Genomic DNA, 25,910 nt, shown 5'->3' on the forward strand with positions numbered 1-25,910 from the left:
CTGAATGAAGAGATCCAGTGCACTCGATCAAAAGAATGAGTGCACTCATTTATTAATTCCAGTGCACTGAATTTTTTCAGTTACGAAGGGGTTCTCGTGGCGTCTAAAATCTTATCTTTCGCAGGATTTGTGACGAGTATAGTTTTTTAAAACCAAAAGCCCTTCCGGCCCCATGTTAAAAAGCAAATCAAGAATACTTAGGTTGGGTAGGAAGCCGTATTTCGTCGCAAAGACCTGATAATAGGGGAGAGGGACGAAATCGGGGTCTTCCCCGGCGTGTTTCGGACGGATGGACTCACGAAAATCGTGTGCTACGGTCGGTTGATATTGTTCCGTATAAGCCACGGCCGGATGTAAGTCCAGCAGTTCGCAAACCAACTGCCGTAGTTCTTCATTAAAATCCAGCAGAAAGTTCTGTTTCTTAGAATAGAAAGGGACGAAATCATCCTGATAGTATTCGAAGAAAGGACTGGTGTTGTAGGCCGAAACAATTGCATTCCAGTGTAGATGGCGCCAGTTACCGTGATCGGAAATCCGGATATCCTTCGTCAGGCATTTAATCGTTTCCGGTTTTTCTATGGGAATGGAGAGCGGCAGTACTCCGTTGGCCCCGGCGATATGACAACGATTCCGGTAGGTCTGCTTTAAATAATTTTCCTCCGTTTCGATATAGACTTGCTCGTATTGAAAGAGCTTGCAATAGTATTGAACGGGCGCCAGATAAGCGGTTGAAAGATAAACAGCCTCCATTTACCGAATCGATTTAAAGAACTGTTCTTTCGAATGGCTGAACCAACAAAACCAGACGCTTCCTATCACATGGTTTCTTGGGATGAATCCCAAATGACGCGAATCGACGGATTCTTTCGGATTATCGGAAATAAACCAGTAATAGTTGTTTTTGAAAAAAAAGAAACTGCTCTCGCGTCCGTCTAAAAATAACTTCCCGTTCCGGAAGACGGCTTTGCCGCCCGCTTCCCTCAGAATCGCTTCCTTGCAGGCTAATAAAGCTGTTGAATCCAGGCGGTAGGGCCAGTCTTTACGAGGAACGATCAATGTATAGTTTTTCGCAGTCGAAACCTCTGTGGGAAGGGAAACGGGCTTTCCGTTTATCTTATAAAGACTATCGATTTTCTCAATGGTGTCGCCGGGGAGGGCGATACACCGGCTGATCAATAGCGGCGGGTGAATGGAATCTTTGAGGAGCGGGCTATAGAAAAGGACAACCCGGCCGCGCCCGGGATTATCATCCGTTTGCAATCTGTTTACCAATACATAATCTCCCTCCCTAACCGCCTTTTCCATCGAATCCGTAGAAATACGGTAGGAACCAATGACATATTGGCGCACTACCCAAACCCCTCCTAAAATCACGGCGATGGTGAAGAAGGCGCGTAAATATGGATTGACATATATATGTGCTCTTTTTTCAGACATTCAATCAATTTAATCGGTATGGACCATCCGGAACAGACGGTTCCAGCGGATACCACCGTCGAACAGGCTCCGGTCTTTATCCAGAGAAAGCCAGATCAAAATCGGTTTTCCGACCACATGGTCTTCCGGGACAAAGCCCCAGGAGCGACTGTCCGCACTGTTGTGCCGATTGTCACCCATCATGAAATAATAATCGTATTTGAACGTATAAGTTGTCTCCGGCTTTCCGTTAATCAATATGGCGCCGTCTTTGACTTCCAGCGTATTATTCTCGTAATTTTTGATGCAGCGGGAATAGAAGGCCAGGTTGCGTTCGTCCAGTTGGATCGTACTGCCTTTCTTCGGTATCCATAGCGGGCCATAGTTGTCGCGCGACCATCCGGTATGATAGCCTACCGGATAATAGATATCACCATAGATTTCACCCGGTTCGATCGTGACTTTTTTTACCACCGACAATTTCTGTGCGATGCCGAGCGACTTCTTTGTGAGTGGCAAGCGGTAAATCGGATTGAATTTGCCTGCCTGGTTGGGAGTAAAGCCGAGAGCCTCCAACACCTGATTCATATAGCCATCTGCGGAAATCAACGCCCGGGCTTCTTTGCTGACATCCAGCAGCCGGAATTGGTCTTCGGTCAACGGAGAGCCGTCGGTCTCTACAAAATAATTCAACTGCATGTTCTCCGGATTTTTAGCGGCTTTGCCGTTTATAAAAACTTGATTATTGACAATCGACAGGGAATCCCCCGGCATTCCGACGCAGCGTTTCACATAGTTTTCCCGTTTATCGACCGGACGGTAGATAACGTCTCCAAACGTAGCCTTATCCAGGTAAATCCGTTCGCGTCCGGCCTGTTCGATCAAAGTGTAATAGTCCGGGTTCTGTAGCTTTAAAGCGACAGTGTCGCCTGTGGGAAAGTTGAAAACGACGATGTCGTTTCTTTTAACATGCCCCGTTCCTTTAACCCGTTTGTAACCCCATTGCGGCCATTCGATGTAAGATTTGCAATTCAGGATCGGCAATGTGTTCTGAACCAAAGGGAAAGAGATCGGTGTATTCGGCACGCGGGGTCCATAGCTTACCTTGCTGACGAAAAGATAATCTCCGACCAGTAAGGTCTTTTCCAGCGACGAGCTGGGAATTTGGTAATTTTGAAAAGCAAACAGGTTAATCAGATAGACAGCGATGAGGGCAAAGAGAATGTCATCCACCCATTCCAAGGCACTCCGCATCTTCGGGTTCTTTACATTCTTCCAGGCTCCCCACGGGACAAACTTGGTCAGGAAGATATCGACCAGGATGATCAGTCCGAACAGGAGCCAGAGATTCTCCATCCAGAGGGAAAAAAGCGTGTACAATACGGCTGAAATGCCGAATTTGATCCATTGTTTTTTTGTGATTTCTATCTTTTTCATTTTTATTATCAATCAGGCATTTAGGCATAATAAGTCTTCCATTCCCAGAAAACCCTTCTTTCCAAGGGTGAATTCGGCAGCGAGTACGGCGCCTAAGGCGAAACCGGCCCGGCTTTTGGCCGAATGTTCGATACGGATGAAGTCCACCTCTGAATCATAGGTCACTTCGTGAATGCCGGGGACTTCGCCTTCACGGATGGCATAGATGGGAAGGTCTTCCGGTTTTCCGGCCGAATCCAACGTCCACCGGCTTTTCCGGCCTACCTCCGCGAGGATGTCATTCGCCAGGGTGATCGCAGTGCCGCTGGGGGCGTCCAACTTATGGATATGATGCACTTCCTTCAGGCTGATGTCGTAATCAGGGAAACGGTTCATCACTTTTGCCAGGTATTTATTGAGGGCAAAGAAGATATTGACTCCGATGCTGAAATTGGAGGCATAGAAGAAGGTTCTCCCCTCTTTGGCGCATCGCTCCTTAATCTCATCCAGATGATCCAGCCATCCGGTTGTTCCGGACACTACCGCTACGCCGGCCTCAAAACATTTCAGGTAGTTACTAAATGCGCTTGCCGGGGTGGTAAATTCGATGGCCACCTCCGCACTGCGGAAGTCTTCCGATCCGAATTCTTCCGGATTATTCACGTCGATGACGGAAACAATCCGGTGCCCCCTGCTAATTGCGATCTGCTCGATGGTTTTTCCCATCTTGCCATAACCTATAAGTGCAATCTTCATAGAAAATATATAAGATGTTGTGCTAATTCGTTAGTTAATAAGAATGCAAATATAAAGAAATAGAATTAATTTTGGGAATCAAAATCTAACTATGAGAAGCAATGGAACGTTTATTACATTATGTTTGGAAAAACCGCCTTTATAAGGAAGCAAATTTAACAACCACCGAAGGTATTCCCATTTTTGTAATCGATCCGGGTATCCCTAATACAGACGCCGGTCCGGACTTTTTCAATGCCAAGATACGGATCGCCGGAACGGTATGGGCCGGCAGTGTGGAGCTTCACGTGAAAGCCTCCGATTGGCTCCGGCATCATCATGATCGGGATAAAGCCTACGATTCGGTCATCTTGCATGTTGTTCAACAAAGCGATGCGCTGCTTTGCCGGACGAACGGAGAAGTGATCCCCCAGGCGATTCTGAAAGTACCCGATTCGGTGCAGGCCAATATCGATTGGCTGCTGAATCGGGACGAGGCTATTCCTTGTTTTCCCCGCATCGGCGGATTCGACCGGCTACATCTTTCTTCTTGGCTGGAGTCCCTTCTCTGTGAACGTTTGGAACGGAAAACAGAGCATATATTTTCACTCTTGGAACGGTATGACCAGGACTGGAACGAGGTGTTTTACATTACCCTTACACGTAATTTCGGATTCGGAACCAATAGCGATGCCTTTGAATGGTTGGGGCAAAGCCTCCCTTACCGATGCATACAGAGGCAGCGCAATAGCAACTCACAGGTGGAAGCACTGCTCTTCGGACAAGCGGGCGCCTTGCAGGAGGATGGTGGAGATGACTACTATTCTTTGCTCCGCAGGGAATACTTGTTTTTACGGAAGAAGTACGATCTGCATGGTATCGAGGGCAACTTATTCCGGAACCTTCGGGTCCGTCCGTCCGGTTTTCCCCATATCAAACTGGCGCAGCTTGCATCGGTCTGGCAGCAATACGAATCCCTCTTCTCAAAATTGCTGGAGGTTCGTACGCCCGAAGAGGCAGAGGAATATTTCCATATTCTCCCCTCGGAATATTGGCTGACGCACTACCGTCTTCTCCAGCTTTCCGAAAGAAAGGAAAAGCCATTAGGTAAAAGTTCGATCCGGATCATATTAATCAACACCGTTGTTCCGATTCTTTTTGCTTACGGGCAGAAGAACAGGCTGCCGGAGTTTTGTGACCGCGCCCTTTCCTTCCTGGAAAAGATTCCTCCGGAAAGCAACAGCATCGTGACGCTTTTTACAAAGGCCGGGATCGGAGTCCGGAATGCCGGTGATACGCAGGCGCTGATCCAATTGAAACGTGAATACTGCGAGAAGAAGAAGTGCATGTTTTGTAGAATCGGCTTCCGGTTGGTCGGTGAGGGATTGGGCGGAAACGGACTCGGGCGTTGATTCCGGTGAAGTAGGTGCATAAAAAAACGACCACGGGGAAAAGCCCGTAGTCGCCTTACGATATATGAAAGAGTTTTTCTTACTTTCTGATACCTAAATCCCGGATAACGGCACGGTAACGTTCGATATCTACTTTGATTAAGTAATCCAGTAAACGGCGGCGTTTGCCTACCAGTCTTTTGAGGGAGCGTTCCGTATTATAATCCTTGTGATTATTCTTCAGATGTTCCGTCAGGTGGGAAATGCGAAATGTGAACAGCGCGATTTGGCTTTCTGCCGAGCCGGTGTCCTTCACTGATTTGCCGTATTTTTCAAACAGCTCAGCTTTTTTGGTTGAATCTAAATACATGTTTTTACTTTGAATAAATTAATACTATATTATCTAAGCGGACGCAAAGATAGATATTAATTTTTGATTAACAAGCGTTTTGAGCTGACTTCTTATTGTGTGCCTTGTAAATTATGTGTATTTTTGCGCCCATAAATTAGTCTAAATGCAAAAGATTAGAAACATCGCGATTATTGCGCACGTCGATCATGGTAAAACGACATTGGTCGACAAAATGTTATTAGCCGGAAAGCTCTTCCGTGAAGGACAGGACGAACCGGATCAATTCCTTGACAGCAACGATCTGGAAAGGGAACGGGGAATTACGATTTTGGCAAAGAATGTATCTATTCGTTACAAAGGATACAAAATTAATATTATTGATACTCCGGGACACGCCGATTTCGGCGGAGAGGTAGAACGCGTTTTGAATATGGCCGACGGGTGCCTTTTGTTGGTTGACGCCTTCGAGGGGCCGATGCCGCAGACCCGCTTCGTGTTGCAGAAAGCGATTCAGATCGGACTGAAGCCGATTGTGGTCATTAATAAGGTGGACAAGCCGAATTGCCGTCCTTCCGAGGTACAGGAGATGGTATTCGACCTGATGTTCAGCCTGGACGCTTCCGAAGACCAGTTGGACTTTCCGACGATTTACGGTTCAGCTAAGCAGGGATGGATGTCGACCGACTGGAGGAAGCCGACCGAGGATATTCTTCCTCTGCTGGATGCCATCGTCGAATATATTCCGGAACCGAAAGTACTGGAAGGTCCTGCCCAATTACTGATCACTTCTCTGGATTACTCTAAATATGTCGGACGTATTGCCGTCGGGCGCGTCCATCGGGGAACGTTGAAGGAAGGGCAGGATGTGATGCTTTGCAAACGGGACGGAACGAAAGTCCGTTCGAAAATCAAGGAAGTGGACGTATTCGAAGGATTGGGGCGCACGAAGGTCGATGCTGTTTCTTCAGGTGATATCTGTGCGGTGATCGGAATCGAAGGCTTCGAGATCGGCGAGACGATCGCCGACTTTAATATGCCGGAAGCACTGCCGACGATTGCCATCGATGAGCCGACAATGTCGATGCTCTTTACCATCAATAACTCTCCTTTCTTTGGCAAAGATGGAAAGTTTGTTACCTCCCGCCATATCTATGAACGGCTGATGAAGGAATTGGATAAGAACCTGGCATTGCATGTGGAACCGACCGACTCGGCGGACTCGTGGCTGGTCTACGGCCGTGGAGTGCTTCACTTGTCGGTGCTGATCGAAACGATGAGACGCGAAGGCTATGAATTGCAGGTAGGACAACCCCAGGTGATTATCCACGAAATAGACGAGGTGAAAAACGAGCCGGTAGAACAATTGACGGTGAATTTGCCGGAAGAATGCGCCAGCCGTATCATCGATGTCGTGACCAAGCGTAAAGGGGAAATGACGCTGATGGAAAGCAAGAACGGACGGATGTTCCTCGAATTTAACATTCCTTCCCGCGGTATCATCGGTCTGAATAACCTGATCCTGACAATTTCAGCCGGAGAGGCCGTGATCGCCCATCGTTTTCTGGAATACCAACCCTGGAAAGGGGATATTGAACGCCGTCTCAATGGTTCGATCATCGCCATGGAAACAGGTACGGCTTTTGCTTATGCGCTGAATAACCTGCAATCCCGCGGACGGTTTTTCATCTCTCCGGGTGAGGAAGTTTATGCCGGGCAGGTCGTCGGAGAGCATTCCAAGGAAGGAGATTTGGTCGTGAATGTCACGAAATCAAAGAAACTGACCAACATGCGTGCATCCGGTTCGGACGACAAGGTTGCCTTGGCTCCCCCGGTAGTTTTCAGCTTGGAGGATGCCTTGGAATACATTAAAAATGATGAGTATGTCGAAATAACTCCCAACCACATGCGTATGCGTAAGGTCATTCTGGATGAGAACGAGCGCAAGCGGCAATCGCGATAATATAAATATTGGATAAAAATAAAGGCGAAGGAATTTCAAAATCCTTCACCTTTTCTTTTTCTCATTAATCCTTTTAATCCGCTAAGGTAAAGTCCAATTGTTTGCGTTCCAGGTTTGCTTGTGCAACCTGGATGGTGATGGGGTTGCCAAGGCGGTATTCTTTCTTGTGGCGGCGGCCTATCAGGCAGTAATTCTTTTCGTCGAATTCGTAATAGTCGTCGTCCAGATCGCGGATGGGTACCAGTCCTTCACATTTGTTTTCATTCAACTCCACATAGAGCCCCCATTCCGTAACGCCGGAGATAACCCCGTCGTATACTTTCCCCAGTTTGTCGCTCATATATTCTACTTGCTTGTATTTGATGGAAGCGCGCTCGGCATTGGCCGCCACTTGTTCCATGCTTGAACAGTGTTCGCACATCTCCTCATACTTCTTTTGGGGAACACTGCGTTCTCCTTCCATATAGCGCTCCAGCAGGCGATGCACCATCATATCGGGATAGCGGCGGATCGGGGAAGTAAAATGGGAATAATAGGTGAAAGCCAGTCCGTAGTGGCCGACGTTTTCCGTTGAATATCTCGCCTTCTGCATGGCCCGGACAGCCAGTGTCTCGATCAAATCCTCTTCCGGCTTCCCTTTGACGCTGTCCAGTAGTTTGTTGATGCCTTTGGATACCTCTCCCTGTTTGCCTTCGACTTTCAACTTATATCCGAACCGATGGATAAAGGTGGCGAAGTTCTCCATCTTGACAGGGTCCGGAGCTTCATGAATACGATAAACAAAGGTCTTGGCTTTTTTCCCTTTGGGCACTTTTCCGATGGAAGTGGCTACTGTCTTATTCGCCAACAGCATGAACTCCTCTACCAGCTTATTGGAATCTTTTGATTCCTTGAAGTAGACTTGAATGGGTTTTCCTTTCTCGTCGATTTCAAACTTCACTTCGTAACGGTCGAAGTCGATCGCTCCTTCTTTGAAACGGCGGGCGCGAAGGAGTTTGGCTAAAGCGTCTAACCGGAGTACTTCTTCTTTATAGTCTCCTTTCCCGGTCTCGATAATATCCTGTGCCTCTTCGTAAGTAAAACGCCTGTCGCTTTTAATGATCGTCCGGTGAATGCGTGAGTTGATAACCTCTGCCTCTTCATTCATTTCAAAGATCGTGGAAAAACAGAGTTTTTCCTCATTCGGACGGAGGGAACAGATCAGGTTACAGAGCCGTTCCGGCAGCATGGGAATGGTGCGGTCTACCAGATAGACGGATGTTGCGCGCGAAAAGGCTTCCTTGTCGATGATGCTGTCCGGTTTCACGTAATAGGTTACATCCGCAATGTGTACTCCGACCTCCCAATTTCCATTCTCCAACTTTCGTACGGAGAGGGCGTCGTCAAAGTCTTTGGCGTCTTTCGGGTCGATCGTAAAGGTTGTGACACCGCGAAAGTCTTCCCGTTTGGCAATCTCGTCTTCCGGGATCCGGTCCGGGATTCGGTCGGCTTCTTTCTCAATCGTTTCGGGATAGCTGTAGGGCAGTCCGAACTCGGCGAGGATCGCGTGCATCTCCGTATCGTTTTCTCCGGAAACGCCCAGTATATCTTTTACTTCTCCTATTGGATTCTTAGCGTTATCCGGCCATTCAATAATATGAACGATCGCTTTGTCTCCATTCTTGCCGCCTTTCAATTTATTTTTCGGGATGTAAATATCGTTGGCTAACGTTTTATCTTCGGTCGTTAGAAAAGCATATTCCTTTCCTACCTGCAACTTCCCGACGAAAGAACGTTCTTTCGACTCCAATACTTCGATGACTTGGGCCTCCGGCTCGGCGCCTTTACGCTTAGCCAGAAGCTGCACGCGCACCTTGTCACCATCCATTGCATGCCTGGAATTCCGTTCGGCGACAAATACGGGCGTACCTCCGTCGTCCGGCAGGAAAGAGTTCTTCCCATTGCTGCGCCGGGCAAAGAGACCTTCTGCAACCACTCCGAGGTTGTTGTACCGGTAGCGCCCCGGATCGATCTGGGTGATGATATCTTCCGCGGCCAGATCGTAGAGATAGTCTACTACCTGTAGCTTCTGCACCTGATTTTCAATGCCTATTTCATTGCAAAGTTGTTTGTAATTGTATACTGTTTTGGGATTGGATTGGAAGACCTTCAACATCGCTTCGATAATCTGCTCCTTGCGAAGTCTTTTTCCCTTCTCTTTTGGCTTCCTGTCCGTATATTCCTTGTTTTTCGTTTTTTTTCTAACCATAATCTTATTTGTTAAAGAGGTAAAATACCTTTTTTGTACCGGTCATTTACTTTCCCGGTTTTTTCCCGCGGGTTTTTGTCCGAAATAGTTGGGCCGTATGCCGACGGCGCCGGGTTTGCAACAGAAGACGCTTCCGCTCAAGGGATAGTCTTCCAATTCGTTTTCGGATAATCCGGCGCGGGCGGTGGTGATGTATAGCGTATCCATGTCTTTTCCACCAAAGGCACAAGAGGCTATGTTCGGAGCCGGAACGTCGATCTTTGTCAATAATTCCCCCGTGTAGGGATTGTAGCAATATACGCCGAAGCCTCCCCATTGGGCAACCCAGAGATTGTCATCGCTATCGATCGTCATCCCGTCCGGCCCGCCGGTGTTGCGAGGCAGAATCACGGCTGTTCCGTCGAGCAGGATATCGCCCGAGCGGTCATCGTAACGGAAACGCTGGATTTTTCCTGTAGGAGTGTCATTATAATACATATATTTCCGGTCTTTCGACCAGACAATTCCATTTGAAATGCTTACCCCTTTCAGCATAGCATCGAGGGTGCCGTCGGGATGAAGACAGTAGAGCGTTCCGGCGCCTTTTTCATTTTTCAAGCTCATTGTCCCTACCCACAGGCTTCCGTTCGGGGAGCATTTCCCGTCATTGAAACGGAGGCTTTGCTCCTTGTCGTTGATTGCCGCAAGGGAAGTTTTTACGCCATTCTCCAAATTGAAGCGGATAATTTCATTTTGGAGAGCGACAATGACTGTCGTGTCACTCTCCGGTACGACAGTCGTGACCATCCGGTCGAACGACCACTTCCGGCAATCTTCTGTCGATGAGAACAGCTCATATAATGTTTTTCCTTCGATATCGACCCAAAAGAGAGAATTCCTGTCGGGATGCCATATCGAGCCTTCCCCGGTTGTAGCTTCAGCCTTGTAGATCAAATCGGGGATGATGACTTCCACATGTTTCGAGCAGGAGCTGTTTCCGATGATCCAAAATCCTGCTGCCATAAAGAGTAGCAAAAAGTTAGTTATATGATGTTCTTTATTTGACATATAATTTGCTTAAGATCACTCATTATTAGGGTATTAATTATAGTCAGGTCCATGATTCAAGCGTGCGTCGGCGACGAATTGCTTGATTCGTTGTTCCTCCTCTTTCTTACAAATGAGCAATATATTGCCGGATTCAGCCACAATATAGTCGTTAAGGCCTTGGATAACCGCCAGGCGGTTGGGATTGTCCAAGGTTATAATGTTGTTTTTGCTCTCATATAACATGGTGTTGCTTTTGAGAATGGCATTCCTTTGTTCGTCTTTCGGAGCCAGGTCGTAAAGCGATCCCCAGGTACCTAAATCCGCCCATCCGAAATCGACGCACAACATATAGACATTATCCGCTTTTTCCATAATCCCGTAGTCGATGGAAATGCTCAGGCAGTATTGAAAGTTTTCTTTAATAAAAGCATGCTCCCCTTCCGTATTGAAATCATCTTTCCCCAGGTCGAAGCGGGCCGTTATGTCCGGCAAAAACTTCCGGAAAGCATCCATGATCGTTTCGGCATTCCAGACAAACAAGCCGGAGTTCCAGAAGAATTCACCGCTTTCCATAAAGACTTTTGCCAGTTCCAGATTCGGCTTTTCGGTAAAGGTCTTTACTTTGGTAAAATCATGGATCATCGTATCACTGCTTTGGATGTATCCGTAACCTGTTTCCGGACGGCTGGGCTTGATACCCAGGGTGACCAGGGCGTTGTTTTCCTTTACGAAATCCAATGCTTTCTGTACGTCACGCAGGAATACTTCCTCTTTCAGTATCAGATGGTCGGAAGGCGCTACCACAATGTTCGCGCGGGGATTGCATGCTCTGATGTGATAGGTGGCATAAGCGATACACGGAGCCGTATTCCTACGCGCCGGCTCCAGAAGGATTTGCTTTGTCTGCAATTGCGGAAGTTGCGCTTTTATCAAATCCAAATATCGTTCGTTAGTTACAATATAAATATTTTCCGTAGGAATGATTTTTGCAAAACGGTCAAACGTCATTTGCAATAAGGAACGGCCGACGCCGAAAAAATCAAGGAATTGTTTAGGATAGCTTTCTCTGCTGAAGGGCCAGAATCGGCTTCCGATTCCACCTCCCATAATGACGCAATAGTTATCTTCCATGATAAATATAAAAGTTTTAATTAAATAGTCAGAATAAGTAATGTATCGTTTGTCACGAACTATGAGTCCCATTAATCTATACAAAAGTAATGAAATTATCAGTTCATGCCTTATAACCCACCTGAATAAACGTTCAAATAGATAAAAAAAGACAAATGCCGGGGATTTTCCTTCCGGGTATTTACATGGAAATAAGGTATCAGTTCGGTCCTGCGTCTTTCGTTGCGTCGGATCAATGCAGAGACGCATGCAAGGCGTCCCACCTTGCATCTCTTATAATATTGGAAGGGGGTGCGTCAAAAGCCCATAGAGGCAGAGGTGTAAGGGCGAATTCCCTTACGCGACCCTTTTGACGCCCTCCTCATGGTATAAATGCCTATATGTGGGCAAGACGGGAGAGAATTAGAGATTGCCTATTTTGCCGGCAAAGAGGATGACGCCGGTGCTGTTTTCGCGAATGAGAAAAACAAACGGTCTGTTTACAATGAAGTCGACCCGTTGCGGGGTAGAAGGTGCAGTTGTAAATTCTATTCCTACCAAGGTTGCCGCCGCCGCTTCGGTTCCTTCTTCATTCACGTCAAGAAATGTTTTGTGGATGACTTGCGATATATTGAGCGGAGCATCCGCGATTCCCCGGAAGTCTGCCCCAGCAACGAAGGGGAGTTTCATGCCCATGTCAGGGAGTATTTTTTTCTCCATCTGGTATTCCAGTTCGATTTTGAAGCGGGGAAGTTTCAGATTGACGGTTTTTCCTATAAAAGATAAGCCGTTCCAAATGGATGGGTTTAAATGCTCCAACACATCTTGCGTACTCTTGCCTTCGTTCGGAAGCATGACGACCATACTGAACGCCTGGTTTCCGTACGGTAATTCCAGGTAAGCTGCCTGGTCATCCGTTGCATGATTAAAGGAAGCTTCCTGGTGCATCATTTCGACTTCTTTCGATTGGCCGTTTTCTGCAAGGAAAGATTCTTTCTTCGTTTGGTTTTTCTTGAATTGGCTGATCCATATTCCTTTAAAATAGACTGCATTGATTAAATAGAGAACAGCATCGGAAGGGATCTCCTTGATGATTTCGGGTATTTTTTCTTTCGTTTTATCCGAACACCATTGGTTCATGAGCTTTACGGTGTTTACAGAGAAGTCTTCCGTACGGACTTCGGCATCATAATAATCCCTGTTGGTCTGGGTAAAGGTTTCTTTTACCGGGAATCCATGCTTTGCCCAGATAGAGTTGGCAATTCCGAGCTGGGTGGACGGGTCTACTTTGAGTAAAGCTTCCCGGAGAGTCTGGTTGTAATCATTTATTTCGTCCATCGTGTAGTCGCTGGCGCGTAGGGCTTGCTTCATTTCTTCGGCCGTCTGGCCTTGGGCGCCGTTGAGGGTCATGCTAAGCGCCATGCTGACGCTGAGAGGGGAAATAAATGTATTTGGCTCTTCGGAAGCCCGGACGGTAGTTCTCAAGAGGTCGAAAGCAAAGTTGTTGTCTTGCTTTACCTTTTCTGCATAAGCGCTTTTTAATATGATCGGTTCGGCTTTCGACAACTGATCGTTGGATTCTCCGTCGGATTCACAAGCGGAAAACAGGAATAACGGGAGAACGAACAGGAGCTGTGTGAATTTATCCATAAGTATTTCAAAATTAAGTTGTGTTATATAATTAGGTAGATGCTTACGAAAGGTAAAACGCTGCATGAAAACGATGTTTTTTTTATTGGTTTTGTCCAAAGATGTTCTCTTTTGTGAATGATGAATGAGAAGTATGATGAACATAGGCGGTACGCCGGACGAAGTACAATTAATTATTAATCATCCCCGGACGGGCAGCATGCTCTCTTTCTGCCAAGGTACTCGTCAAGTCGGCGGATACCTGAGGCGATCTGTCTTGGGTAAACCATGTTGAGTGTTTGACGGCTATCGAACACGTGTTCTACAGCTGTGAAACACCTGTTCTACGGCTGTGAAACACCTGTTCTATAGTCGTCAAACACTTACTTTGCTATAGTTTAACAGGGAAAAGCATTTATCCCTTTGTTGTTCGGAGTATCCTCACTCCGTCGTGTTGGAAGCAAAGCTTCTGCTTTGCCTATCCTTAAAAAAGGATAATCATTGCGAGACGGGAGCCTCGCTTTTATCACCGGCGGAAGCTCCAGCTTCCGCCGAACACAACAGGAGTTTAAATGCGTTTTCCTTGTGTAGTTTAATGATTTTAGTTGACTACAGTGTCGTGATTGCAGCAATGAGTAGCCTGAATTTTTTACTTTCATATAAAGAATCGTATCTTTGTGGCAATAATTTATCTTTGAGCGACATATAATATGTTATACAGAAGTAAAGCTCCGCTCCGGATTGGACTGGCCGGAGGAGGAAGCGATGTAAGTCCCTATTCAGATATTTATGGAGGTGCTATTCTGAATACCACTATTTCCTTATATGCCCATGCCAATATACAGGAACTGGACGTGCCTAAAATCCGGTTAGAGAGTTTGGATCGCAAGGAATATGAGGAATATGACTTGTCGGAAGAACTGCCGGTCGATGGGAACCTGGATTTAGCTAAGGGCGTCTATAACCGTCTGGTGAAGGACTTCAAATTCCCGCTGAGGGGATTCCATTTAAGTACTTATGTGGATGTGCCGGCCGGATCGGGATTGGGAACCTCTTCGACCCTGGTGGTTGCCATATTAGGCGCCTTCATGGAATGGTTGCATCTTCCCCTCGGCAGTTATGACATCGCCCAACTTGCCTATCGGATTGAACGTTCGGATTTACAAATGGCCGGAGGAAAGCAGGATCAGTATGCCGCTACGTTCGGCGGAGTAAATTATATGGAGTTCTATGCGGATAATAAAGTAATTGTTAATCCGCTTAGGATTGAGAAGAAGCATTTGTTGGAGCTTGAAAATAATTTGTTATTGTTCTATACGGAAACCTCCCATGTTTCTTCCGATATCATAAAGGAACAGCAACGGAATGTAAAAGAAAACAAGCAGTCTTCTGTGGAGGCGATGCATGTCATCAAGGAACAGGCGAAGGAGATCAAGGAAGCGTTGCTTACGGGACATATCCACAGGATCGGTATTATTCTCGATGAAGGTTTCGAATATAAGAAGCAAATGGCAAAATCGATTACCACCCCCTTGATTGAAGAAATTTATTATGAGGCCAGAAAGGCCGGCGCCCTGGGAGGTAAAATATCCGGTGCCGGCGGCGGCGGTTTTATGGTTTTCTATTGTTCCGATAATCACCGGTTTCGGGTGATCGAGGCCTTGCGGCGGTTTAATGGTTATTTTACAAATTATAAATTTGTGAAAGAGGGCCTATTCACATGGAGCATTTAATTCGAATAAACACAAACTTAAGATGATCGATTTTATTCAACAAAAAGTACAGGCGTCTATCGACGTCAAACAACACATCCTTCAACAGCCGGAGTTGCTTGGGCGTATCGAACAGGCGACAGAACTGGTCGCTACTGCGTTTCGCAGCGGCGGGAAAGTTTTTTTCTGCGGCAATGGAGGCAGTGCTGCCGATGCGCAACACCTGGCCGCCGAGTTTTCCGGGAAATTTTATCTTGACCGCAAGGGACTTCCTGCGGAAGCGTTGCATTGCAATACCTCCTATCTGACGGCTGTGAGTAACGATTATTCTTATGAAATCGCTTATGCAAGATTGATCGACGGAATCGGCAAAGCCGGCGATGTGTTGATCGGGCTTTCTACTTCCGGTAATTCTAAAAATATCCTGCTGGCTTTTGAGAAGGCCCGGTCGATGGGAATCTCCACGATCGGATTTACGGGAAAAGGAGGAGGGAAAATGAGGGAACTTTCAGATGTCCTCCTTAATGTTCCTTCGGAAGATACGCCGAGAATACAGGAATCACATATCCTGATCGGACATATCTTGTGTGAGATTGTGGAAAGAAACCTCTTTGCTTGACCGATGGAAGTTGTGATCCTTGCCGGCGGATTGGGGACCCGCCTGAAATCAGTTGTCAGCGGGCCGAAATGTATGGCGGAGATTAACGGATATCCTTTTCTCCATTATCTTTTTTCCTATTTGGAATCCTACCGCCCTTCCCGGGTGATCTTGTCCCTGGGGTATAAGCATGAAGAGGTGGAGGAGTGGGTCAATGCCCGGTCGTTTCCTTATCCTGTCGTCTTTAAAGTGGAAACCGAGCCGCTGGGTACCGGCGGGGCGATTCGTTATGCCCTGACGGAAGCGACGGAGGAAGAAGTGGTGATACTCAACGGGGATACTTTCTTTCAGGTTGACCTCCGGCAATTAGTCGATTTTCACCGATCAAGAAAGGCGAAAGCCAGCCTGGCCTTGAAGCCGATGCACTGTTTCGACCGCTACGGGATTGTCCGTTATTATCCCGAAACAGGAGAGATCCTGTCATTCGAAGAGAAAAAGCCTTGCAGCTACGGCGTGATCAATGGCGGAATCTATGTGATCAACCGGGGACAACTGGCTGCATTTCCCGGCAAGTTCTCCATGGAGAAAAATTTCTTTGAAAAGGAGGTGATTAAGGGAGGATTGTTCGGTTTTGTCAGTGATACTTACTTCATCGATATCGGCATTCCGGAAGATTACCGGAAAGCCCAAATAGAATTTAAAGATGGGAAGCTACCAGACGCTCTTTCTTGACCGCGACGGGGTAATCAATGAGGAACGCCCGGGCGATTATGTAAAAAACTGGGATGAGTTTATTTTCCTTCCCGGCGTCAAGGAGGCGCTTGGTATCCTGAATCCTCTTTTTAACCGGATTGTCATCGTAACTAACCAACGAGGAGTCGGTTACGGGCGGATGACCGAGGAAGATCTTAAGAGCATACACCATAGGATGCTCCGGGAAATAAAAGAATCCGGAGGAAGGATCGATGCCGTTTATGTCTGTATGGATATCCAGGCCGATAGTCCGGACCGCAAGCCGAACATCGGGATGGCCTTGCAGGCCCGGCGGGATTTTCCGGAGATCGACTTCTCAACCTCCCTGATGGTCGGTAACAGCCGTTCCGACCTCCAGTTTGGTAGAAATGCCCGAATGTGTACTGTTCTTGTCGGTAACAAATACACGGAGAGCGAAAAAGAACCGGCTTTAATCGATTACGCTTTTGAGAATTTACTTAAGTTTGCAGAAAAATATCAGAAAGGCTTATAAAAAGATATAACAAAAATGAGAATCGCATATCTTTCCACTTTCTATCCTTATCGTGGCGGCATTGCCCAGTTCAATGCATTGCTGAAACAAGCGTTTGAGAAAAACGAGCATGAGGTGAAAGCCTTTACTTTTACTTGCCAGTATCCCGATTTCCTCTTCCCCGGCAAAACGCAGTTTGTAACAAAGGAAGACCGGGCGATTCCGGTGGATAGCCTGCGGGTGTTAAATACAGCCAATCCTCTCTCCTACGGGAAGACGGTTCGGGAAATCCTGAAATGGAAGCCCGACCTTTTGATTCTTAAATATTGGATGAGTTATTTCGCTCCTTCCCTCGGTTATGTGGCCGGGCGGCTCCGGAAGAAGGGGGTGAAAGTGATTTGTGTGATCGATAATGCCATTCCGCACGAGCCCCGGTTTTTCGACAAGCCGCTTGCGCAGTACTTCTTCAACCGTTGCGACGGGAATGTGGTCATGAGTGACGCCGTCCAGGCCGATCTTTTACGCATCAAACCGGATGCCAGATTCATTTATAAAGCACATCCTTTATATAACCATTTCGGAGAAAAGACGGACAAAGGGAAGGCTTTAGACGGATTGGGCTTGCAACAAGGGAAAAAGACTTTACTCTTTTTCGGATTGATCCGGGATTATAAAGGCTTGGATCTGCTTATTGATGCAATGGGGCAATTGGATGATTCCTATCAGTTGCTTGTCGCAGGAGAATCATACGGCAGTTTCGAAAAATACGAGCAACAGATCGCCGCTTCCCCCGCAAAAGATCGGATAAAAACCATTGTGGAATACATTGATGATTCCCGCGTACCGGTACTATTTTCTGCTGCCGATCTGCTGGTTTTACCTTATAAATCGGCGACACAGAGTGGAGTTATTCCGGTTGCCTATCATTTTGAAGTTCCCATCTTAGCCACTGATGTCGGGGGATTGAAGAGCACGATCTCCGGTGCCGGCACCGGCGTTGTCTGCCATCCCGATGCGGAAAGCCTCACGCGAGGCGTGCAGGAGATCTTCGCAAAAGGCCCGGATTCCTACATCCTCCCCATCCGGGAAGAGAAGAAGCAACTTTCGTGGGAGCGTTTTGCCGATGCAATTGCCAGCTTCTCCGCTACACTGTGATTCATTAAAAGTATTGCTTTTTCAGATAATTGGTTCTTTTATTCTCTTTTTGAGTCAGTAAAACATAAAAAGTGGGCAAACAATGGTGTATTCTTCTGCTTTTGAGATAATTTTATAGAATTGAAACAATAAATCTAATATGGCGAAGATTACAGTTAAGGATACTTCGGTGTCGGTAATAAAGATAAACGATGAGGATTACATCAGTCTCACGGATATGCTGAAAGCGAAAGATGGTGAATTCTTCTTCTCTAATTGGTTAAGGAATAGGAATACTGTTGAATTTCTTGGTATATGGGAGAAATTGAATAATCCGACTTTTAATTATGTCGAATTCGACATAATTAAAAGTCAGGCAGGTTTAAACAGCTATCGCCTCAGTGCAAAGGACTGGATGCAGAAAACCAATGCAATCGGTATCATTGCAAAGACAGGGCGTTATGGCGGTACTTATGCCCATAAGGACATTGCTTTTGAATTTGCCATGTGGATTAGTCCGGAGTTCAAAGTCTATCTGATACGTGAGTTTCAACGGCTTAAAACTGAAGAACAGGCCCAAGTGGGTTGGAATGCAAAGCGTGAGTTATCAAAAATAAATTACCGTATTCATACCGACGCTATCAAACACAACCTTATTCCTGCAAAAGTGACAGCAAAGCAGGCAAGTATTATTTATGCCAACGAAGCCGATGTATTGAACGTGGCCATGTTTGGAATGACAGCGAAGCAATGGCGTGAGACGAATTCTGAATTGAAAGGAAATATTCGTGATTATGCTACTATCAACGAACTGATTTGTTTGTCGAATATGGAAAACCTTAATGCTGTTTTTATTGACAATGGAATTCCACAAGGTCAACGACTTTTAAAGCTTAATCGGATTGCTATCCAGCAAATGAGAGTGTTAGAGGGCGATGATAATAGAAAATTGCTAAAATAAATACTTATGTCAGTTTCCCACAGATCTTTAGAAAAACAGATCGTCCTTTTTATAAGAATTCTGCAATCATATGATTGTTATTAATATATCGCACTCAATAAATTAATTCCCCATTATCGACATAGATGTTGAAAAAGACGTACCATTGAGTAGCCTTACTCTTTCGGAACATGGCATAATGCATATCTTTCCCATATCGGTTGAAATATAGAGGTGCTGTTTTGTTACCTGCATGGGGAGATTTCTTTCATATTATTTCTTAACTCTGACGAACTAATTACTCTCATCGCTATATGCTTTTAAGTTGTACATTATTAATTTTGTACATTATAATGTACGAAGATAATATTCTTTGAATAACGAGATATATAATTGGGTGTCATTTTTTATTATTCTGAAACCTTTTTGCCTTGGCGATTCCCCTTAATTTCTTTCCAGATGGAATATCCGATGGCTACCGCCAATAAAAGCAAGATCAAAAACGAACCGTAGGAACTTATATTAGCTGCCATTACATATCGATCCGGATGAAACTCGAAGACAATTTGGTGTTCCCCTGCCGGGATTCGCATGGCGCGGAGCGTCCAGTCCGCACGGAAATGGGAAGCAGGTTCCCCATCTATTGTGACTTTCCATCCCGGTTGATAATAGATTTCAGAGAAAACGGCTAATTGTTCAGTTGCCGTTTTACTTGTATAAGTCAATTGGTTGGGGTGGTAGCTATCTAATTTAATCGTCGCAGTGCTATCTAATTGCGGGGTAAAACCTGCTAAATCGTCGGCAAAACGTTTGTCAACTACAGCCGTTTCCAATGGATTGATCGCGTTGAGGGCGGCAATTTCCGCATCTGCATTCTCCACAATCTCTACCTTTCCGACAAACCAGGCATTTCCGAAAGCGTATGGATTCCGTAAGGGAGGTTGCTCCGGGTTATAAATCACATAGCGCGTATTCAACATGTTAAGAGAGGGACATTGGGCGAAAGAGGCGGTCACTTCTTCAAGAGATTGCGCCTTCTGAATGACCGTGATGATGGAACTCAGTTCCCCTGCCAGACGATGATCGATCAATTCCTGGTAACGTCTTAGTTTGGCCGCATGATATCCGCCGATGGACTTATGGAAGTAAGATGTATTCGTCTCCTGAAACGGATTATTCAGATTAATGACCCGATAGGAAGGATCTTTGTCTGCTAAGATCGCTTTGTCGGCAACCGTTTCTTTATAAGGTTCATAAATTTTTTCCCGAACGAAATTCGATCCATTCAGATAGCGTTTGTCTACGCTCCATAGATCGGCTAAGATCAAAATTGCAATAATGGCGCTAACTATAGTCGTTGCCGTTTTCTTATTTTTCGCCTTAAAATACCAGTAAAGTAGTCCGGCTCCCGCCAGAATGAATACAAGGGAGCGCAGGGCATCTGCCGAGGCAAGCGCTTTGCGGTCCATCAGCAAGGCATTATAGTACCAGTCCGGCATTTGGTATTGTGCGTCATAAGAAGATTGGAAACTCAAGAGAAGGCTTGGCATCCACCAAACGATCAGGCACAAACCTCCTGTAATTCCCAATGACCAGATCATTCCCTTCTTGAAGGATTTGGCATCCACTTGCCCGGAGAAGAGTTCTTTCAACCCCCAGAATGCAATGATAGGAGCAACCAATCCGGGAATAACCAAGGCCATTTCTACCGTTCGGAATTTGTTATACATCGGGAGGTAATGGAACATAAAATCATTAAACCAATCCAGATTTCTTCCCAGAGATAGAAAAGCCATGAAGACTGCTCCTCCAAACAACCACCATTTTAGCGGATTCTTAATAAAGAACATTCCCAGAACAAAGAGAAAGCAGACCAGAGCGCCGAAATAAACCGGCCCGGAAGTAAACGACTTGTCGCCCCAATAGGTATAGGTCTGTATATCCTTGCCAACTTGAGCTCCTTTAGCCCTTAATTCTTTATAGAGTTCCGATGTGTTATCTAATGTCCCACCGGTTGCTCCGCCATAGGCATTGGGAATCAGAAGGGTCAATAATTCCGATTTCCCGTAACTCCACGCAAAGGCATAGTCTCTATCTAAGCCGGAAGAAATTTTTTCTCCCTCCGCACTGGTCGTCGTCAGCTCGGTCGCTCCACGGATAGAGGTCTTACTCATTTCATAATTGCCATATAGATTGGCTAAGTTGGGTAAGACGGCAATCAATAGGGAGATTATTAGAATCCCCGTTATCTTAAGGAGTTCTTTGTATCTTTTTTCTTTGATTTCCTTAAAAAGGAAATAGAGATAAATAAAGATGCAGAAAATAGCCAGATAGTAAGTTATTTGAAGATGTCCCTCCATAATGGAAAAAGCAACTCCCAGAATGAATATGACACTTCCCCAGATGAGTTTCTTATTAAAAAGTAAAAGCATACCTGCAATAGTAAGAGGCATGAAGGCTATGGCATAGGCTTTTGAAATATGCCCGGCCTCGATGATAATAAAATTGTACGAGGCAAAGGTATAAGCGATGGCTCCTGCAATAGCCAGCCACCTATTGACGCCTATAATACACATTAGAATATAAAATGAGATTAATCCCGCCAATACTATACCGGCACCCATCGGGTCGATTCCTTTGACAAGGTTTGTCAGGTAACTGATAGGGCTTGTAGGGGTTCCGGGCATTCCTACTTGGTAAGCCGGCATTCCTGAAAACATCGAACCAATCCATTGGGATGTTTTCCCTTCTTTATTATAGTAATCGGACAGTTCCTGAACCATGCCGACAAATTTCATCGAATCTCCTTGCCTGATCGTTTTCCCATCGATAATAGATGGGGAGAAATAGATAATGACTAAACTTAAAAAGAGTAATAGAGTTAATAAATATCTCCCATATTTTTTTATGAAATCTTGCATAAGATATCGTTTTTACATTTGATACAAAAATAGAGGATTTATTTAAATTCTTGGTAAGGTCTTATGAAATAAAAGTATATATTTGTTCTCATTAAACGGAAATCTTGTAATGAAGAAATTACTTTTCATCCGATATAGAAAATCGGATAAGATTGATGCCGGAGGGGAGCAGGGGACAAACGCCAACTATGATGTATTGTGCCAGATACTTGGAGAAGAAAATATAGAGGTGTATTACATACATCAATCCCAAAGCAAAATAAAAGTGCTTTTACATGCCCTTGGCATCTTATCCAATTTCCTGAAAGGATACTATTACGGATTATCTCCTCGTAAGGTCGATAAAATCGTATCCCTGTCTCAAAATTTCTCTTATGTATTTATCGATCGGAGCATATTCGGAGTTATCGCAAAGGCTTTGAAAGCCTCTTCCTATAAAGGAAAGATTATTACCTTTTTTCATAATGTCGAATCGATCTATTTTGCGGCAAAGATCCGTAAATATGCTCCATGGAGACCAATCGTGTTAAATTGCGTGAGAAGAAACGATCTATATTCTTGTGAATTTTCGGATGTCGTGATCGCCTTGAACCAAAGGGATAAGCAAGTGATAGAGAGGGAGTATAAGCGCTCTCCGGATATCCTTTCTCCCGTTGTTTTTAAAGATACTTATAAGAGAACCGAATATCCGACAGAAATGACCCGGAACATTCCCGTATGTCTTTTTTTAGGCACTTATTTTCCTATGAATGTCCGGGGTATCCTTTGGTTTATCCGGGAAGTATTACCGGCCGTTTCTGTCAGATTACAGATTGTAGGAAAAGGTATGAGCGCTATCTTGCCTATGGTTAAAGGATATGAGCAAGTCGAAGTCTTTAGTGATGTGCCTGATTTAAAGCCTTATATTGAACAGGCTGATTTTATGTTGTTACCTGTTTTTGAAGGAAGCGGGATGAAAGTCAAAACATGTGAGGCTTTGATGTATGGGAAGAATATTATTGCTACGACAGAGGCTTTTGAAGGGTATGAGTTAGATTTTGAAAGAGTGGGAGCGCGTTGTAATACAAAAGATGAGTTTATCCGGGCAATTCAGTCTATATCTACTCATCCTCGCCCCCGTTTTAATCTGTATGCGAGGGAAGTCTTTGTCAATAATTACTCGGAAGAAGAACGGAAAAAGAGGTTTGCTGTTATCTTTCAGTGACGAGAATGTTATTACCAAATTTGCCAGTTTGGTATGTCTATTGAATAGGTTTTTTCTGGATTCATTCTCATTCCCAAATACATTCCCGGATTTGAAGAAAACGTACCTACAAACAAAGAGGAATTAGAAAGCAGATCCATAGACGCAAAGAGTTTAAGGTATCGGCTTTTTTTGACTGTTGGGCTTTCCTTCTTAAATTGATTATGATAATATCCTCTTTCGTCGGGTTGGCAAAGCGTGTAAAACGTCCACATGGGATAGTTTTTTCTTAGACTTTCTATAATTGTATAGTCGTCTGTCAAGACAAAAGCTTCCTTTAAGTTCGATAAGGACTCTGCTTTTCTGATATATACATTTATTTCTTGAATTTTTGCTTCGGTAAATTTGTCCCCTCCTCTGATGTGAAACCCTATATAATCTGCAGGCAGATCAATACTATCTATTAATTGTCTGATTGTGGACTTACTCTCTTCATTGTAATTCCAAGTCATATTAATAAATTGTTGACATATATAGCGCAGATCACCAATCAATCCAATACTACTAAAACGGTATGGAGCCGAGATTTTTTGAGAACGGATATAATCCCATAAATCATATGTTGTCAGTATTCTGAGGTTCGATTTTCTAAAAAGATAAGTTAGAGCAATATCCAGTTTCTTTAACGTATTATTCTTGAATCGATCGTTTGTTCTCCTATTAAATAGTGAATGAAGGAATCCTCCGTATTCGTCGCAAAATGGGATGAAATAATCATCCCATCCTTTGTCATACTTAAAGTTTGCATCCTTTGAATAGATTGAAAATTTCATCTTATGTTGAAAACAATACACCATTGCCAGGATCATATTATTATACTCAGAAAAGAAACCAGATTCTGCTCCTATATGATATACGAAACGGGGAGAAAAAGTTTTGTTCTCTTGTTGATATTTGGATAAAAGATTATGCTCTTGCATTCGTTTTAAATGTAATATTACCCATTTTCACATTTTCCGTATAATAGGTAGTGATGCCAGTTTCGCAAACTTTGCTTCTCTGTATTTTTTTATGATGGCATAACCATAGATGGTAGTACGCTTTGCTTTTTCGAGAGGCTGATTAAATATATTATCAAAAAAGGAAGAAATCCTCTGATCCCAATCTATCTCCCTTTGTTCCTTATTTAACCAAGGAGTAGAAAGTTTTTGCAAATATGCTTCATCATCTTTATCTAATCGAATAATCTCTTTTATAGCCATATCCATTGATTCATAATCTTGAATGCAGATAAAGGATGCTTTATTAAAATCCAACTGAACACTGGGATTTCCCCAATAGATAGGAAGGGAATTAACAGTCATTGGTTCCATTAATTTTTCCGTTGTATAACCAGAAAGAGAACTGTTTTCAAAAGCAATTGTAAACTTATAATCTTTGATAAAGTCAAGTTTGTTTTGTACAGCTCCACCTATATTATTCAATAATCTGCCTCCAGAATCTATTTTTTTATATTTTGATAATAAGAGGAAAAACTGCTCACGTAGTGGTGTTGAATAAATGGAGTTCGAATAAACAAAATTACAGAACTTCCGTTTTGCCAAATCTGGTGTGATAACCTTATTCTTTATAGTTTCATATTCGGAATATAATAAATAGAGTGGAAGCCTTAAATATCGATCTTCAAATGAAAGATGCTGAAATCCAATTGCATAATCACAGAAATTGAAATCAGGAACATCATTCTCTCCGGTAAAATATATTTTAATACTGTTGGTGTATTTTAAATGGCTTGATCCAAAAGTAGAATAAATAAGGTAATCCGGATCTGGGTTTAGTTCAAGGTCAAAGATTCCCCCCAACTTATCAATGAAAAAGTTTTTATTCGGATTAAATCCTTTCCAAAAATCCACAAAAAAAATCTTTAACCTCTTTTTAGGCATAGTATTACTTTAATATATAAGATAGACAGATGAATTGGCAATTTATAAGGCAGTATTTTCAAGATGGAAGCAAAAGAGTAGTTGCCCAAGCTATTAAATATTTTGTTAGAAAAAATATGGTTAACCTCTGTCCTGCTTTTTTTAATATATTCAACACTAGCTTTCGACCTCACCAATTCTTTCAGAAAATAGATTTTTATATTGGAAAAGTAATTAAACAACTCTGACTGGCTGCTATATAAGTTATTTTTTGTTGATAGTTCTACCATTTCTTTCATCACAAACAGAAGGCTCCTGAAATTTTTATCAGAGACTTTTTGTGTAATAGAGTTAGGCCTGATATGATAGATATACGTTTTCCTATTGAGAAAAATTAAACAGGAAGCATACATTGCAATTTCAAAAGACCATAAGATATCTTCATGGATAATTCCTCTTCTAAAAGAGATTCCATTTTCTTCCAGGAAAGATCTTTTTACCATTTTATTACAAGTACCATCATACCATTGCAAAGAAAGAAAGGAATTCAGAATTTTTTCTTTCCCTATAATCGTATCACTTTTTTTTATCTTTACGTACTCCTCTCGTCGGCCACCTGTAATATCAAAATCGCCAAGAACGATATCAGCAGCGATTCCATCATTCGCTGCGACTAATATTTCTATCGCATTTAATGGAAGTTCATCATCACTATCTAAAAAATAGATATATTCCCCAGTGCTATGTTCAATCCCTGTATTTCTTGTGATAGCAATTCCTTCATTTTTTTTATGCTCAACTAAAACAACTTGATCTTCCCGGGAATTACTTGCTATAATCTTTTTTGCTTTTTCAAAACTATCATCGGTAGAGCCATCGTTTACACAAACGTACTCGATTTCTTTATAGGTTTGATTAAGCGCCGATTGTAGACAGCGTTCTATATATGGTGATACATTATAAATAGGTATAATGATAGAAACTTTCAT

General features: G+C 44.0%; 23 protein-coding genes. 10 read left to right on the plus strand and 13 right to left on the minus strand.

The genetic code is table 11. From position 1 onward, the window contains the following. Positions 1–111 precede the first annotated feature (111 nt). From BQ8014_RS01510 to dapB, 4 genes are read right to left on the minus strand one after another with little or no spacing between them, the layout of a single operon-like run. Positions 112–750, minus strand: coding sequence for a WbqC family protein (locus BQ8014_RS01510; protein WP_080902810.1), 639 nt, complete (start codon positions 748–750; stop codon positions 112–114). Continuing rightward, complete coding sequence (lepB, locus tag BQ8014_RS01515; protein WP_080902811.1) at positions 751–1,437, minus strand: signal peptidase I; 687 nt, start codon at positions 1,435–1,437, stop codon at positions 751–753. A 9-nt stretch (positions 1,438–1,446) separates the two neighbouring features. Continuing rightward, entirely contained in the window at positions 1,447–2,853 is a 1,407-nt protein-coding gene (gene lepB / locus BQ8014_RS01520; protein WP_080902812.1) for a signal peptidase I, read from the minus strand. Between the two features lie 12 nt (positions 2,854–2,865). Then, complete coding sequence (dapB, locus tag BQ8014_RS01525) at positions 2,866–3,588, minus strand: 4-hydroxy-tetrahydrodipicolinate reductase (RefSeq protein WP_080902813.1); 723 nt, start codon at positions 3,586–3,588, stop codon at positions 2,866–2,868. Between the two features lie 101 nt (positions 3,589–3,689). Between dapB and BQ8014_RS01530 the strand changes: the two genes are divergently transcribed. Beyond that, the gene (locus tag BQ8014_RS01530; RefSeq protein ID WP_080902814.1) at positions 3,690–4,979 is read left to right on the plus strand and encodes a DUF2851 family protein; all 1,290 of its coding nucleotides are present in this window, start codon (positions 3,690–3,692) and stop codon (positions 4,977–4,979) included. A gap of 79 nt (positions 4,980–5,058) precedes the next feature. Here the strand turns inward: BQ8014_RS01530 and rpsO are convergent, their stop codons facing one another. Further along, complete coding sequence (gene rpsO / locus BQ8014_RS01535) at positions 5,059–5,328, minus strand: 30S ribosomal protein S15 (RefSeq protein WP_080902815.1); 270 nt, start codon at positions 5,326–5,328, stop codon at positions 5,059–5,061. A gap of 145 nt (positions 5,329–5,473) precedes the next feature. Between rpsO and typA the strand changes: the two genes are divergently transcribed. After that, complete coding sequence (gene typA / locus BQ8014_RS01540; RefSeq protein ID WP_080902816.1) at positions 5,474–7,270, plus strand: translational GTPase TypA; 1,797 nt, start codon at positions 5,474–5,476, stop codon at positions 7,268–7,270. Between the two features lie 73 nt (positions 7,271–7,343). On the opposite strand, the gene rnr is transcribed toward typA, so the two are convergent. The 4 genes from rnr to BQ8014_RS01560 form a co-directional block, all read right to left on the minus strand. Further along, on the minus strand, positions 7,344–9,518 hold the full coding sequence (gene rnr, locus BQ8014_RS01545; RefSeq protein ID WP_080902817.1) for a ribonuclease R: 2,175 nt from the start codon (positions 9,516–9,518) through the stop codon (positions 7,344–7,346). A gap of 42 nt (positions 9,519–9,560) precedes the next feature. Continuing rightward, entirely contained in the window at positions 9,561–10,520 is a 960-nt protein-coding gene (locus tag BQ8014_RS01550) for an SMP-30/gluconolactonase/LRE family protein (protein WP_080902818.1), read from the minus strand. A gap of 78 nt (positions 10,521–10,598) precedes the next feature. Next, the gene (locus BQ8014_RS01555; RefSeq protein WP_080905750.1) at positions 10,599–11,678 is read right to left on the minus strand and encodes a mannose-1-phosphate guanylyltransferase; all 1,080 of its coding nucleotides are present in this window, start codon (positions 11,676–11,678) and stop codon (positions 10,599–10,601) included. 402 nt (positions 11,679–12,080) lie between these two features. Then, complete coding sequence (locus tag BQ8014_RS01560; protein WP_160150005.1) at positions 12,081–13,307, minus strand: serpin family protein; 1,227 nt, start codon at positions 13,305–13,307, stop codon at positions 12,081–12,083. Between the two features lie 133 nt (positions 13,308–13,440). Between BQ8014_RS01560 and BQ8014_RS19285 the strand changes: the two genes are divergently transcribed. The 7 genes from BQ8014_RS19285 (at position 13,441) to BQ8014_RS01590 (ending at position 18,916) form a co-directional block, all read left to right on the plus strand. Continuing rightward, positions 13,441–13,581: a hypothetical protein gene (locus BQ8014_RS19285; protein ID WP_160150006.1), complete on the plus strand. Its 141-nt coding sequence runs from the start codon at positions 13,441–13,443 to the stop codon at positions 13,579–13,581. Between the two features lie 415 nt (positions 13,582–13,996). Beyond that, entirely contained in the window at positions 13,997–15,019 is a 1,023-nt protein-coding gene (locus BQ8014_RS01565) for a GHMP family kinase ATP-binding protein (protein ID WP_080902820.1), read from the plus strand. Positions 15,020–15,041: 22 nt separating this feature from the next. Then, entirely contained in the window at positions 15,042–15,617 is a 576-nt protein-coding gene (locus tag BQ8014_RS01570; RefSeq protein ID WP_080902821.1) for a D-sedoheptulose-7-phosphate isomerase, read from the plus strand. A gap of 3 nt (positions 15,618–15,620) precedes the next feature. Beyond that, positions 15,621–16,328, plus strand: a complete 708-nt coding sequence (locus BQ8014_RS01575; protein WP_080902822.1) for a nucleotidyltransferase family protein — start codon at positions 15,621–15,623, stop codon at positions 16,326–16,328. After that, complete coding sequence (locus BQ8014_RS01580) at positions 16,300–16,842, plus strand: D-glycero-alpha-D-manno-heptose-1,7-bisphosphate 7-phosphatase (RefSeq protein ID WP_080902823.1); 543 nt, start codon at positions 16,300–16,302, stop codon at positions 16,840–16,842. The genes BQ8014_RS01575 and BQ8014_RS01580 overlap by 29 nt, the downstream gene beginning before the upstream one ends. A 15-nt stretch (positions 16,843–16,857) precedes the next feature. After that, positions 16,858–17,976: a glycosyltransferase gene (locus tag BQ8014_RS01585; protein WP_080902824.1), complete on the plus strand. Its 1,119-nt coding sequence runs from the start codon at positions 16,858–16,860 to the stop codon at positions 17,974–17,976. 139 nt (positions 17,977–18,115) lie between these two features. Then, the gene (locus tag BQ8014_RS01590) at positions 18,116–18,916 is read left to right on the plus strand and encodes a KilA-N domain-containing protein (protein ID WP_080902825.1); all 801 of its coding nucleotides are present in this window, start codon (positions 18,116–18,118) and stop codon (positions 18,914–18,916) included. A gap of 389 nt (positions 18,917–19,305) precedes the next feature. Here BQ8014_RS01590 and BQ8014_RS01595 read toward each other — a convergent pair whose 3' ends face one another. Further along, positions 19,306–21,816 (minus strand): YfhO family protein, encoded by a 2,511-nt coding sequence (locus BQ8014_RS01595; protein ID WP_080902826.1) that lies wholly within the window; start codon positions 21,814–21,816, stop codon positions 19,306–19,308. Positions 21,817–21,925: 109 nt separating this feature from the next. On the opposite strand from BQ8014_RS01595, the gene BQ8014_RS01600 reads away from it, so the two are divergent. Continuing rightward, positions 21,926–23,020 (plus strand): glycosyltransferase, encoded by a 1,095-nt coding sequence (locus tag BQ8014_RS01600; RefSeq protein WP_080902827.1) that lies wholly within the window; start codon positions 21,926–21,928, stop codon positions 23,018–23,020. An 11-nt stretch (positions 23,021–23,031) separates the two neighbouring features. Here the strand turns inward: BQ8014_RS01600 and BQ8014_RS01605 are convergent, their stop codons facing one another. From BQ8014_RS01605 to BQ8014_RS01615, 3 genes are read right to left on the minus strand one after another with little or no spacing between them, the layout of a single operon-like run. Beyond that, the gene (locus BQ8014_RS01605; RefSeq protein ID WP_139785048.1) at positions 23,032–23,979 is read right to left on the minus strand and encodes a hypothetical protein; all 948 of its coding nucleotides are present in this window, start codon (positions 23,977–23,979) and stop codon (positions 23,032–23,034) included. Between the two features lie 27 nt (positions 23,980–24,006). Continuing rightward, on the minus strand, positions 24,007–24,942 hold the full coding sequence (locus BQ8014_RS01610) for a glycosyltransferase family 10 domain-containing protein (RefSeq protein WP_080902829.1): 936 nt from the start codon (positions 24,940–24,942) through the stop codon (positions 24,007–24,009). After that, positions 24,924–25,910 (minus strand): glycosyltransferase family 2 protein, encoded by a 987-nt coding sequence (locus BQ8014_RS01615; RefSeq protein WP_080902830.1) that lies wholly within the window; start codon positions 25,908–25,910, stop codon positions 24,924–24,926. The genes BQ8014_RS01610 and BQ8014_RS01615 overlap by 19 nt, the downstream gene beginning before the upstream one ends.

The sequence above is a fragment of the Parabacteroides sp. Marseille-P3160 genome (assembly GCF_900162725.1).
In the GTDB taxonomy this organism is placed as follows: domain Bacteria; phylum Bacteroidota; class Bacteroidia; order Bacteroidales; family Tannerellaceae; genus Marseille-P3160.